We start from the raw sequence: 13,018 nt of genomic DNA on the forward strand, positions 1-13,018 counted from the left end.
TGTGCCCTCCGTGGTCCATTTGATACTCCGCTTTCTGCCCGGCTCCCACCTGCCCGGACTCTCTGGAAGTGCGCCTGTACCGTTATCTCCACTTCATCGGTTTAAATTGATATAAGTTCAACTTGTTAAAAGCATATTAAAACAGTCTGATTTCTTTGTCAATACTTTTTTGAAAATTAGTTTTCTTCCGGAATATCTGCATCAGCACCGATGTCGAGCATATTCATCGTCCTGCGCTTCAACCGCGCCTTCTCAGACGCTTCCAGAATAAAGTTTTTGATATTTTTTGCATTTTTGATATGGGTCAGATACAGCTCCGGATTTGTCGTATCGCCGGTGTAGCACTTTACAGTACCAAGTCCGAACATCCGCTCCCCCAGCGTCCGGATCAGTTCTACGTCCTGTACTTTATATATGTAGCAGTCGTTCTCCCGCTTGTTAATAAATCCCTCTTCCACAGTAATCAGCTCTTCTGTAACCATGTAGGTTGTAAAGGTAAAGGGAAGTCCCAAAAATCCCCATCTTTTCTTTTCCCGAAATTCCATGCTATTTCCTCCTTTTGCATCTGGTGGATTCGATACAGTTCATCGCGCCATTCGCAAAAGCGCATCTTCGATGCTTCCCGCTGCTTCGCAGCTCTTTTTGCTCATGAAGTGGCGCTCCCTTCGTGGCATTCTGCAAACAGATTTTCATACAAGCATGAGATCTGCCCACAGGAACGTTCGAGTGAACTGTAGTATCATTATACGCCATCGCGATATTTTTTTCAATTCTTCCTTGCATTCAAAATATCTCTATGCTATACTTGTCCAAGCAAAATGAAACCCAAAGGAGGAAGCGCGATGACCATGCAGTCTGTCATGTTTTATTTTCAACAGTTCTGTTTATTCGGAAGTTCGTTTTTTTCTTTTCTTTGTCAGATTATTTCCGGCAGAGGACATGGATTTCATTTTTTTAAAAAGAAATACAGGCATTTTGTTTCAAATCGAAGGGAGTTTGATTCTCTTCGATTTTATTATGTCTGAAACTCAACTGTTCAAGGAGGATTATCATTCATGAGACACCTGATGAACCCACTGGATTTTTCTGTGGAAGAGCTGGATCAGCTCTTTGATCTTGCCAACGACATCGAGAAACACCCCGACAAATATGCCCATACCTGCGAGGGCAAAAAGCTGGCGACCTGTTTCTACGAGCCGAGCACCAGAACCCGTTTAAGCTTTGAAGCCGCTATGATGAACCTGGGCGGCAAAGTGCTCGGATTTGCGGATGCATCCAATTCCTCCGCTTCCAAAGGCGAAAGTGTTTCCGACACGATCCGCGTCATTTCCTGCTACGCCGATATCTGCGCAATGCGCCATCCCAAAGAGGGTGCTCCGATCGTTGCCGCTGAGAAATCCCGCATTCCCGTCATCAATGCCGGTGACGGCGGTCATCAGCATCCGACCCAGACCTATGCCGATCTGCTGACCATCCGTTCCTTAAAGGGGCATTTAAACAACCTGACTATCGGTCTGTGCGGCGACTTAAAATTCGGTCGTACCGTGCACTCCTTAGTCAACGCGCTCTCCCGCTACGACAACCTCCGGTTCATCTTCATTTCCCCGGCCGAGCTGCGGGTTCCGGATTATATCACAGAGATGCTGCGTGAAAAAAATATTCCTTATGAAGAAGTCATCCGTCTGGAAGACAAGCTGCCCGAGCTGGACGTTCTTTACATGACCCGCGTTCAGAAAGAGCGTTTCTTCAACGAAGAGGATTATGTCCGCCTGAAGGATTTCTATATCCTGACTGCTAAAAAAATGAAGCTCGCACCGCCCGACATGCTGGTGCTGCACCCCCTCCCCAGAGTTAACGAAATCTCTGTCGATGTGGATGACGACCCGAGAGCCGTTTATTTCAAACAAGTGCAGTACGCGGTCTATGTTCGGATGGCGCTGATTCTGACCCTCTTAAATATTCATGTGGACTGAGAAAAAGGAGATTTCTTATGTTAAACGTAGGTAAAATTGAAGAAGGCTTTGTACTCGACCATATTCAGGCAGGCATGGCAATGTCCATCTATCACCATCTGCAGCTCGATAAGCTCGACTGCACCGTTGCGATCATCAAAAATGCGCGCAGCGACAAGATGGGCAAAAAGGACATTCTGAAGGTAGAATGCGATGTCAACATGCTCGACCTCGACGTTCTCGGCTTTATCGACCATAACATCACCGTCAATGTCATCAAAAGCGGGGATATCGTCGAAAAGAAAGAATTAAAGCTTCCCAAACAGATCAAAAACGTCATTCGCTGCAAAAATCCCCGCTGTATTACCTCGATCGAGCAGGAGCTGCCGCAGATCTTCGTCCTCGCTGACCCGAACAAGGAAGTTTATCGCTGCAAATACTGTGAAGAAAAATTTGACAAACAAAATCTTTAATGCTTAAAATAGGGGGTAGTATACAAAGGAGAATCCCATCATGTCCTTTTTTGATGAAATTAAAACAGAAATCCAGACAGAGCAGAACCAGAAGTCAAATTTGGCAGAGCAGATGTCTGCCGCCCAGGCTCCACAGGCTGCTTCTGAACCTGCCCCCACAGCTCCCGTTTTGCCGGAACGCATGCCAGAATTCGTTCAGGAAGAGTTAAAGACCTTGCAGGAAACCATCCGTCAGGATGCCCGCAGCGGGAAATACCAGACCGTCGGCGGCAAGCATCTTTTCGATGGAACCCGCCTCTGGCACGAGGGCGACTACCGTCAGGGAACGGCCCTGCTTGCAAACTTTTATCCGTTTCTGTCTCGCGACCGGATGCAGGAAAAGGAAATTCTGACACAGAGCAAACGCCTCTTTTCCGGCTACCGCTACGAGGTACGCTATACGCTTTCCAAAGACGGCGCCTTTTATTTCAATTATTTTAAAGAAGAAATGAAAAAACAGGGCTTTGTCATCAGCGACCTGTCCGTTTCCTTAAAAGACGGCAGCTTCGCACCGCTCCCGTTTACAGCAAGCGGCACCGTTCGGTATGATTTCGAGCTCGAGCATTATCTTTCCGATTATCCGAAGCTCTATTATACCTGGCACCTGGAAGTTGTGTAAAAAAGAATCCTGCGAAGCAGGATTCTCCGCCTGCGGCGGGTCGCGCAAGCGACATTCTTCCATTCCGCTGCAGTGCGATCCACGCCTCGGCAACCATCTACCCCTGCGCCGAGTGCGCTTCCTCGCAGAGCGTGCATTCTATTGTCATGAACAATTGCCCCCGGCAACAGAGAACCAAAATCCTCTGCTGCCGGGGGCATCCTTTTATCCCAGCGCCACATCCAGCACCATCATCAGTACAAATCCGACCGCAAATCCAACCGTTCCCAGATTCGAATGCTCGCCCTCCGAGGCTTCCGGAATCAGCTCTTCTACGACAACATAGAGCATCGCGCCCGCCGCAAATGATAACAGATACGGTAAAAGCGGATCGACCACACTCGCAAGAGCAATCGTAACCGCCGCGCCGACCGGCTCTACCACACCGGAAAGCGTTCCACACAGAAACGCTTTTTTACGGCTCATCTGTCCCTCGCTCTTTAACGGCATCGAAATGATTGCACCCTCCGGAAAGTTTTGAATCGCAATTCCGATCGCCAGTGAAAACGCTCCCGCCACGGTAATCTCGGTGCTGCCCGAAAGCATGCCCGCGAACACGACACCTACCGCCATGCCCTCCGGAATGTTATGTAGCGTCACCGCAAGAACAAGCATCGTCGTCTTTTTCAGGGAGGTTTTTGGTCCCTCCGCTTCCTGCGTGCCAAGATGCAGATGCGGAATAACGCGATCCATCACCAGCAAAAACGCCATGCCCAAAAGCATGCCAGTCGCCGCCGGTACAAATGCAAACCGTCCCATTCCCGCCGCCATATCCATCGACGGAATCAAAAGCGACCAGACAGACGCCGCAACCATGACGCCGGATGCAAAGCCCAGCAGTCCTTTCTGCAGCAGCTCGTTGAGTTTGTCTTTCAAAAAAAATACACATGCCGAGCCGAGCGTCGTCCCGACAAGTGGAATCATCAATCCCCAAAAAACTGTCATACTTCCTCTCATTTCTCTTTTTTCTTATATTCTGCAGCGGATTTCTTCAGTTCTTCCAATGCTTCGGAGAACTTCTTCGAAACCATGCCAGGGTTACCGCGCAACATATCGCGCTTTGTGAAATCCTTCAGGAAAGTGGTCAGTTCCGGACGCTGCAGATTCACGCCAAATTTTGAACGCAGGTCGAACAGCTCTTCCCGGTTGAGATTCAATCTTCCGCTGGGCAACAGCTCCTTTGCACGCTCGAAACGCTTTTCGATACCGTTTACCAGCTCATCCCGGCGCTGTACAAAGCCAGCTCTGGTGCTCTCGACACTCTGGTTCCACTCTTTTTTGCGGTTCTCCCAGTTTTCTTCGGAAACCGCCAGAATTACATCCAGACGCCTCTGCATCTTTTCCAGTTCGTCCTTCGCCTGCTCCATCCGAACCAGCACATCGCGCAGATCCAGGGCCGCCTTGAAGGAAAGGGCGAAGTCCGCTGCAAAAATCACAGTCACCACCATCGTCACACCCGTCAGCACCGAAGACGGAAGCCAGAGTGCAAACGCTTCGATCGGCTTGTGGATAATCCGCGTCATCAGGATCGTCAGAAGTCCCCATGCCAGCGAAGATTCCAGACAGATTTGACCCTGGAAGTTGAATTTTTTATGGGAATAATCCCAGTAACGGACTTTGAACAGTGTTTCCATCAATACACCCGTGATATATTCCAGCACTGTCGCGCCCACGCAGCCCGCCACATACGTTAAAATCAGATTATCCCGAAACGGCATCGACACGATCAGCATCATCAGTGCGCCCGTTCCATACAACGGCAGAAAAGGTCCGCGGATAAAGCCGCGATTTACAAACCGTTTCTCATGCAGTGAAACATAGGTCGATTCAAAGCACCAACCAAAAAAGCTGTAAAAGAAAAAGAAAAACAGCCATTGAATCCAGGTATATCCCAGCATACGTCCTGCCACTCAAAATGTGTTTAAATATACTCAAACACATCGAGAAATTGAAGTCCTTGCGGATACTTCTTACTGCTTCATTGTGTATGCTTTGGCGATTGTAAACAATACGCTACTCACAAGTTCTTGTACACTCCACAGTCGTAAATTCCTGCGATAGCCCGCAGTACATACTTACGTTTGCGTTCATTATGCAACTTCGTAAGTTAAAGCATCTCTTAGATTAAGAGCAGCATTGAAATCCCTATCCTCGACATAGCCACAATCACAACGGTATATTCTATCTGAAAGCTTCAAATCTTTCTTGATAGCACCACAGCAGTGACATATTTTGGATGATGGATACCATCTGTCTACGACTCTTAATTCAATACCATTTTCATCACACTTCGCTTTAAGCTTAGTTCTAAATTCATAGAACTTTTGTGATGCAACGGCTTTTGATAGATGTCTGTTCTTCATCATTCCTGATACATTCAAATCTTCAATCGTTATATAAGATGGCTTGGTTTTCACTATCTCGGCTATTGATTTATTGATATAATCAGTACGGATATTATCTATTTTATGATGAAGTCTTTGCACTTTGAGCTTTTGCTTTTGTATATTCTTTTGAGTGGACTCCCCTTTCTTTAAATTTTCATACTTGCGTGAGAGGCATCTTTGTTCTCTGCGCAATTTCTTTTCCAATTTTTTAACTCTTGCTGACTTATTGATATTTTTATAAGTTTTACCATTAGAAACAATCGCCAGGTCTTTCAAACCCAGGTCAATTCCTATACCGTCATTGCTATTATTAGCAATCTTAGCGTCGGGAATTTCTACAAGAGCTGACACATAATATCTGCCTGCTTTGATGGATACTGTACCGCTTTTGATTTTCCATCCGTCTTTCGTTGTTGGTATATAGCCTTTTTCTTTCATGCGTATCCAACCTAAAGTGGGTATGTTTAACCTATGTCTCTCGCATCTACAATCTTTAGGATTATTCTTTACGAAATACATTTTTACATCAGACTTACCTTTCCTTTTGAAATTAGGAAAAGCACTTTGGTGTTTAAAAAATCTTGTAAATGCAGTGCATCCATCTTCTATAGATTTTTTTACAGCTTTTGAATATGCTTCTTTGATCCATATTTTATCAGGATTATCAGGAATGTACTCATTATTGAGCCATACGCTAAAACTCTTGCCGGTCATAAACTTTTCACCCTTATCGTATAAAGCTTTGTTGTGACCGAGATAGAAGTTGTAGACGTATCTACAAGTGCCGATAGTCTTGTTGATCTTGATTTTTTGCTCGACTGTCGGATTTATTTCCGTTTTGAAGCTCTTTAGCAATTTCCTCATCCCCTTCTATTTGTTTTTTATACTTACGAAGGCCGTACAATCTACAAGAAAAAACGTGAAGTATAGATACAATATCCTGTACAAGTTCTTCCTGCGGTGATAGTTCTTCATTATTCACTACCACTATGGTTGTATTAAACTTCATACAGAATTTTTCAAACCAATCATAGCCAAATCTGACAAATCTATCTTTATGTGTAACTATAATAGTTTTGATTTTTTGTTCCATTACTTCATCTAATAATTGATTCCACTTTTTACGATTGTAGTTAAGCCCACTTCCATAATCTTCAATACATTGATCTACAATGATACCTTTAGCATTGCAAAACTGACGTAAAAAAGTTACTTGGTTTTGTAAATCATCTTTTTGGTTTCTTGTAGATACTCTGGCATAAATAACAATCTGACGATTATCGTTTTCAGTATTTATGCCCTTAAACTGAAGATATTGATCATAAGTATAATAACGCCTATCAGTTGGAGTTCGATTTGCTTTTAGAATCCCCTCTCTATCCCAGCGTTGTAACGTTTTGACAGAGACACCCAATAATTCAGCAAAATCTTTTGGTTTGTAATTAGTGATATTAGATGTGTTCATAACAATGCCCTCCATGAGTATATTTTAACACATTTAATCACTATTGATGGTGATTTCGAGTACTTAAAGTTTCCTCCTATACAAAAAGATCGGCTCCGATCACAAGCCGTCCCTTTTTGGTTGTGTTTTTTTCACCCCGGAAAATAAATTTTCCGAAACCTCTGACCGATACCGTGTCCCCGTCCTTTAACATCTGGCTGCCGTTTTCCGTCAACCTCCCGTTGACAAAGACCTTTTTCTGTGAAAAAAGCGTCTGCCCCTGGCTGCGCGACAGTCTCCAGACCGCGCTCACAATTCCGTCGCAGCGCAGGCTCGCCACATGCTCTTCCCGGTAAGAAAGTTTTTTCTCCGGCAACGCCTCCAGCTTTTCTACCGGCACGCAACGCACCTTTGTATGGCGCACCTGTTCGAGAGTTTCCTGTAAAAATACAGACATCGCAGACGTACAGAACACATACGCGCATTTGCCCTCCACACAGATATCCCCGATCGTGCTCCGGTCGATCCCAAGATTTAGAATCGCGCCCATAAAATCCCTGTGGCTGAAATTTTCCGCAAACTTTTCCGCCAGCGGCTCGATTTTTACCGCACAGATCGGAAACGGCTCTTCATATCCAAATTCCTCCGGATCTCCGAACCTGCCCATACACCGCTCTGCACCATCCATTCCGCCGTATAATTCGATATGTACTCCCGCCTTTGCAGCGCTTCTCCAGAGCACTTCCTGCTCTGCCAGCGATAAAAAGCCGGTAAAAACAAACAGATTCTGCTGCCAGGCGCGGTCTGCAAGCTCTGCAAACCGCTTCTCCAAAAGCTGCAGTTCCTTATCCCTCTCTGCCATAACCGTTTCCTGCCGATCAGGTAAAGCTGATAACCGGCTCTTTAGGCTGTTTTGCCTTTGTCACAGACTCTGCGTACAGCACAGGACCTTCGCCTTCATAATCTGCAAAATATTCTTTTTTGACTACTGCGGTCACTTTTACCCAGTCGCGTTCCTGATACAGATCGATCTTATCGTAAACGCACGCAAAGCCGAGGAAGGTCATATCCTCCGCACAGCAGGTCATTGCCATACGTCCGGGCACAAAATAGCCTTTCGGGAATTCCTCCGGCTTCATCACCATGCCGATAAACTCGATCGTCTTGCCGACATAGCGATCCACATGATCCAGACTGTCAAGATACCAGATGCCGTAGGTATTGTCATCCAGCACGATTTTATCCGCCTTTAAGTCATATGGGAGATCCTCTTCCATAATCTCGTCGATTTCCCCATCCTGATCCTCGAAAATAATCTCTGCAGTCTGGTTGAGTGCCTTGACGTTTCTCTTATAGGTATTGAGGTCTTCGATACCATCGCAGCGGTTGAAGATGATCATTTCGGATTTGCGGATCATGTCCGAAACCATAGATTTCATATTCGTAAAATACATAGGGAAGGTGGATGCATCGATCGTTGTGATCTGCTGCTCCACCTTCCAGTGCCACGGCAGGCGCAGGTCGCGGAACTTCCACATACCGTTATATTCTATGATAATGCGCTCCGGATGATACTTCTTTTCCAGCTCGACCATCTTTTCCGGAGTAAAATCCGCCTCTTCCTCGATGGTTTCCACGATCGTCTTGCTGCGCTTTAAAACGTAAGGGTCGTATTCTTCCTCGCCCTCCTCACACAGCAGAAGCAGGGTTTTGCCGGAGCTCTGGAAATACGGCTGATCCAGTGTAAAGTTAATGAACTCTGTCTTTCCGCTCCCTAAAAATCCGTTGATAATATAAACCGGCTTCATACAGTTCTCCTCTTTTTATTCTTGATAACAGAATGCTTTCAGAACTCGCATTCTGTTATTCACGATAATAGAATGCTCCCAGAGCATTCTATTATTTTCTGAACAGGTTTTCCAGCTCTGCTTCCTTTAGCTTCGAACCGATGACGCAAATCTTACCGGTTACATCAGGCTTACCAGCACGCACATTGCTCTCTTCGGGAACATAGTCGAAATAAATCCATGTGCCGTCTGCTGCCGGAATCATACCCTTTGCACGCAGAACGATGCCGTACTTTTCTTCGTTGTCCAGCTCTTTTAAGAAGCCCTCAACCTCTTCTGTCGTGTAGGTTGCAGGAGTTTCAAAGCCCCAGCTGGTGAAGATTTCATCGGCATGATGGTGATGGTGGTGGTCATGATCGTGACAGCCGCAGGTGCAGTTTTCGTCGTGCTCATGATGATGCTCATGTTCGTCTTCCTCTTCATCATGGTGATGGTGGCAGCAATGCTCGTGTTCGTCTTCTTCCTCATCATGGTGATGATGGCAGCAATGCTCGTGTTCGTCTTCTTCCTCATCATGGTGATGATGGCAGCAATGCTCGTGTTCGTCTTCTTCCTCATCATGGTGATGATGGCAGCAATGCTCGTGTTCGTCTTCGTCCTCTTCATGGTGATGGTGGTGCTCATGCTCGTCATGCATTGCCTTTACCTGCTCCATCAGCTCTGCTTCCAGATCCTTTGCCCCCTCAATAGTAGCAAGAATCTCCTTGCCTTCCAGCTGTGCCAGCGGTGTTGTAATAATGGTCGCTTTCTCGTTGTGCTCCCGGATCAGCTCTACCGCCTGTTTTACCTTTTCTTCGGATGCAACGTCTGTACGGCTTAAAATAATCGTTCCGGCGTGCTCAATCTGGTTGATGAAGAACTCACCGAAGTTCTTGATATACATTTTGCACTTGGAAGCGTCTACGACAGCAACCGCGCTGTTTAACTCAACCTCTGTGCCAAGTCCCGCATTCTGGACTGCTTTCATAACGTCAGAAAGCTTGCCGACGCCGGAGGGCTCGATCAGAATACGGTCGGGATGATAGGTGTTTAAAACTTCCTTTAAAGAAGTTCCGAAATCGCCTACCAGGGAGCAGCAGATACAGCCGGAATTCATTTCTTTGATTTCGATTCCAGCGTCCTTTAAAAATCCTCCGTCGATGCCGATTTCACCGAATTCGTTTTCGATCAGGACGGTCTGGGTTCCTGCCAGCGCTTCCTTTAACAGCTTCTTGATCAGGGTTGTCTTACCGGCTCCAAGGAAGCCGGATACAATATCTATTTTTGTCATGTTTTCCTCTCATTTCTGCGCACGCTTTTTTGCGCATGCCGAGTTTGTGTCAAGTGCGCACAGACACAAATCTCGCGATTGAAAAATTTTATTTTTCAATCTTAAATCTCCGTTTCTTTGCTTTGACTGCTTTCTACAGGATTCGTCATTCCTAACCAGTCATCCTTATATTCTGCGCTAAAACGGGATAATTGTCAACACCTCATTGTGGGACAACACCGGCAATATGGGACATAGAATACTGTCTCATTGTGGAACACCCACGACAGCTTTCACCAGCCGGAACGCCTCTTTGCAGGTATCCGTCAGATTTTGCATCGCAGCGTCCCGATCCATCCCCTCTTCCAGGCTGACTGCCCTTTTCTGAATGCAAAACGCTGCGTCGATTCCGATCTCATGGCAGGCTGTAAAGCCTTCCTGCAGTGCTCCGGCAAAAGCGAGCACCGTACAGCCATGCTTTTTCGCGAGCTTTGCCACGCCTACAGGGGCTTTCCCCATCGCAGTCTGTTCGTCTATCCTGCCCTCTCCGGTAAGGACAAAATCCGCGTCCGCCATCTCGCGTTCCAGCCCGGTCTCTTCCAATACAATCCGGATTCCCGGCTCGAGCCGCGCACCTAAGTAGCTCTGGAATGCAAACCCAAGACCGCCAGCAGCACCCGCACCCGGACAATTTTCATCTGCCTGTAGAAAGTGCTCTTTCGTCAGCTGTGCATAGGAAAAGAGCCATTGATCCATCTGCCGGATGCTCTTTTCATCAGCACCCTTTTGCGGCCCGAATACGCTGCTGCAGCCAAGCTCTCCGCAGAGGGAATTTTCCACGTCACAGGCAACCCGAAACGTGCACTCCTTTAAAACCGGCAGTACATGTCCACTCCGAATTTCCGCAAGATCTGCTAACCCGGCCGCCCCGTTTCGCACCGGCTGACCACTTTTATCCAGAAATTCAAATCCAAGCGCCGAAAGCATCCCAACTCCGCCGTCGTTTGTCGCACTGCCGCCGATCCCGACAATAAAATGCCTGCAGCCTTTCCGAATCGCATCCCGGATCAGCTCCCCAACGCCGTAGGTCGTTGTATGTAGCGGATTGCGTTCTTCTTTGGAAAGTAACGGCAGCCCTGCAGCTGCCGCCATTTCTATTACCGCTGTTTTATTTTTTTCCAAAATACCGTAGGACGCTGAAATTTTCCTGCCGAGCGGGTCGCTTACCAGCGCTGTTTCCATGCGTCCGCCCATTCCGGTTGTCAGTGCTTCCACCGTGCCTTCCCCGCCGTCCGCCAGCGGACGCACGACGATCTCAGCGTCCGGGAAAACTGCTTTCACGCCTGCTGCCGCCGCGTTTCCAGCCTCCATCGAAGTCATGCTTCCTTTAAAAGAATCGATTGCAATTACTGTTTTCATCCTGGACTCCATCCTGACTGCATTATCCTTTTCTTCGCACCATTTTCTCACAAGCGCTGCCAGTGCTGCTTTTTCATTTTCCATCCTTGCACCAGGCCTATTTTCTTGCCGCCGGCAGCCTTGTCCGAAACAGCTGATGTCCGAGCTGTTTTCCATGAAACGGCACCAGTGGATACAGATAGCTTCTGCTGCTCACCGTCCGGTTAAACAACAGAGAAACCGCCAGAATCACGATTCCTCCAACATATCCCCAGACGCCAAAAATTGCCGTCAGCACCAAATTGATAATCCGCATAAATTTCAGCGCATAGCCAAGCTCCAGGCTGTTCTGTGTGTAGTTGGCGACTGCGACGAATGCCATGTACAACATGACCTCACTATTAAACCACCCGCTCTTTACGCTGAACTCTCCCAAAACCAACGCCGCCATGACCGACAGCGGCGTGCTGAGCATATTCGGGGTGTTGACCGCCGCAAGCTTCAGACCGTCGATTGCAAGCTCCAGCAATAAAAGCTGCCAGATCAGCGGAATATAGACCGTATCCCGCACTGCGATGAACTCAAAGCCTTTGGGAATCCACTGTGGATATTCCATCAACAAAAGAAACGTCGGTGTCAGAAAATACGTTACAATGGCGATCAGCAGGCGCGACAGTCTCAGATACGTTCCCGTGATCGGCGGAAAATAATAATCGTCCGCTTCCTCCAGCACGTCAAACAGGGAGGTCGGTGTGATCAGCGCCGACGGCGAGTTGTCCACCAGAATGATGATATTTCCCTCCAACACCTGTGCCGCCGCGGTGTCCGGACGTTCAGAAAATCGGAACTTTGGAAACGGATTCCACCAACGTCCCTGATACAGGCACTCCGCAAGGCTTTCCTGGTTCAGCGTCAGCGCATCCACCTGCAGGTTTTGAATCCGGTTCCGGATCTTTTCAAGGAACTGCTGATCTACCCGATCCTCCATATAGCACAAAACGATGTCGGTGTGGGACGTTTTTCCTGCCTGCAGCATTTCCATCCTCAGCTGCGTGCTTCGGATCCTGCGGCGGATCAGCGCCGTGTTAAAGACAATGGTTTCCACAAAACCGTCCTTCGAACCGCGCAGCACCTTATCCTTTTCCGGCTCACCGACACTTCGCGCCGGATAGGTTCTGGCATCGATCAAAATGCCCTGCTCATATCCCTCCAACAGCAGGGCGGTCACGCCGGACATCACCTGCCTGCAGATTTCATCCAGATCGTCGCATAGATCGACCTCTCCATAAGGCACAAGCTGCCTGCTCATCTCTGCCGCGTCCTCCGGCATCTGCTCTTTCGTGATTCCGATAAAATGCTGCAGCAGCTTCTGCATCACTTCATCTTTACAGAATCCGTCGATCATATACAAAGCTGCATTTTTCTTCCCGATCTCCACATTTCGGTACAATACGTCAAAGCTTTCCCCAACGCCCAGCTGTCGATCCAGATAGTCTCTGTTCTTCGCCAGATCGCCGCTCACTTTTTTCATCGTCATGGAAATCTTCCTCCCGGACTTTTTGCTTTAGTCT

13 protein-coding genes are annotated in these 13,018 nt (G+C 47.5%); 3 read left to right on the forward strand and 10 right to left on the reverse strand.

Annotated elements, in window-relative coordinates; genetic code table 11:
- Nucleotides 1-176 precede the first annotated feature (176 nt).
- Nucleotides 177-545, reverse strand: coding sequence for a PH domain-containing protein (locus tag ACLTOQ_RS13475; protein ID WP_262585699.1), 369 nt, complete (start codon nt 543-545; stop codon nt 177-179).
- 510 nt (nt 546-1,055) lie between these two features.
- On the opposite strand from ACLTOQ_RS13475, the gene pyrB reads away from it, so the two are divergent.
- From pyrB to ACLTOQ_RS13490, 3 genes are read left to right on the forward strand one after another with little or no spacing between them, the layout of a single operon-like run.
- Nucleotides 1,056-1,973 carry an aspartate carbamoyltransferase gene (pyrB, locus tag ACLTOQ_RS13480; RefSeq protein ID WP_337425874.1) on the forward strand — a complete coding sequence of 306 codons (918 nt, stop codon included), beginning with the start codon at nt 1,056-1,058 and terminating at the stop codon, nt 1,971-1,973.
- 17 nt (nt 1,974-1,990) lie between these two features.
- Nucleotides 1,991-2,425 carry an aspartate carbamoyltransferase regulatory subunit gene (locus ACLTOQ_RS13485; protein ID WP_021916023.1) on the forward strand — a complete coding sequence of 145 codons (435 nt, stop codon included), beginning with the start codon at nt 1,991-1,993 and terminating at the stop codon, nt 2,423-2,425.
- Nucleotides 2,426-2,465: 40 nt separating this feature from the next.
- Nucleotides 2,466-3,083, forward strand: coding sequence for a hypothetical protein (locus tag ACLTOQ_RS13490; protein ID WP_262585700.1), 618 nt, complete (start codon nt 2,466-2,468; stop codon nt 3,081-3,083).
- A gap of 204 nt (nt 3,084-3,287) precedes the next feature.
- Here ACLTOQ_RS13490 and ACLTOQ_RS13495 read toward each other — a convergent pair whose 3' ends face one another.
- The 9 genes from ACLTOQ_RS13495 to ACLTOQ_RS13535 all read right to left on the reverse strand — a co-directional run bounded on the left by ACLTOQ_RS13495 (nt 3,288) and on the right by ACLTOQ_RS13535 (nt 12,984).
- Nucleotides 3,288-4,067 carry a ZIP family metal transporter gene (locus ACLTOQ_RS13495; RefSeq protein WP_337425873.1) on the reverse strand — a complete coding sequence of 260 codons (780 nt, stop codon included), beginning with the start codon at nt 4,065-4,067 and terminating at the stop codon, nt 3,288-3,290.
- Nucleotides 4,068-4,075: 8 nt separating this feature from the next.
- Complete coding sequence (locus ACLTOQ_RS13500) at nt 4,076-5,020, reverse strand: putative ABC transporter permease (RefSeq protein ID WP_412319644.1); 945 nt, start codon at nt 5,018-5,020, stop codon at nt 4,076-4,078.
- Nucleotides 5,021-5,212: 192 nt separating this feature from the next.
- Complete coding sequence (locus ACLTOQ_RS13505; RefSeq protein WP_412319169.1) at nt 5,213-6,373, reverse strand: RNA-guided endonuclease InsQ/TnpB family protein; 1,161 nt, start codon at nt 6,371-6,373, stop codon at nt 5,213-5,215.
- A complete protein-coding gene (locus ACLTOQ_RS13510; RefSeq protein WP_412287176.1) occupies nt 6,285-6,959 on the reverse strand; it encodes an IS607 family transposase in 675 nt (224 codons plus the stop codon). Before ACLTOQ_RS13510 ends, ACLTOQ_RS13505 begins: the two co-directional genes overlap by 89 nt.
- Before the next feature lie 91 nt (nt 6,960-7,050).
- A complete protein-coding gene (locus ACLTOQ_RS13515) occupies nt 7,051-7,815 on the reverse strand; it encodes a YlmH/Sll1252 family protein (RefSeq protein ID WP_021915630.1) in 765 nt (254 codons plus the stop codon).
- Between the two features lie 16 nt (nt 7,816-7,831).
- Nucleotides 7,832-8,761, reverse strand: a complete 930-nt coding sequence (locus ACLTOQ_RS13520) for a GTP-binding protein (protein ID WP_021915629.1) — start codon at nt 8,759-8,761, stop codon at nt 7,832-7,834.
- Between the two features lie 91 nt (nt 8,762-8,852).
- Nucleotides 8,853-10,070: a GTP-binding protein gene (locus ACLTOQ_RS13525; protein WP_412319645.1), complete on the reverse strand. Its 1,218-nt coding sequence runs from the start codon at nt 10,068-10,070 to the stop codon at nt 8,853-8,855.
- A 246-nt stretch (nt 10,071-10,316) separates the two neighbouring features.
- Entirely contained in the window at nt 10,317-11,468 is a 1,152-nt protein-coding gene (locus tag ACLTOQ_RS13530; protein ID WP_412319662.1) for a glycerate kinase, read from the reverse strand.
- 97 nt (nt 11,469-11,565) lie between these two features.
- On the reverse strand, nt 11,566-12,984 hold the full coding sequence (locus ACLTOQ_RS13535) for a spore germination protein (protein ID WP_021915626.1): 1,419 nt from the start codon (nt 12,982-12,984) through the stop codon (nt 11,566-11,568).
- Nucleotides 12,985-13,018 lie beyond the last annotated feature (34 nt).

It is taken from the genome of Gallintestinimicrobium sp., assembly GCF_046968865.1.
Classification (GTDB): Bacteria; Bacillota; Clostridia; order Lachnospirales; family Lachnospiraceae; genus Gallintestinimicrobium; species Gallintestinimicrobium propionicum.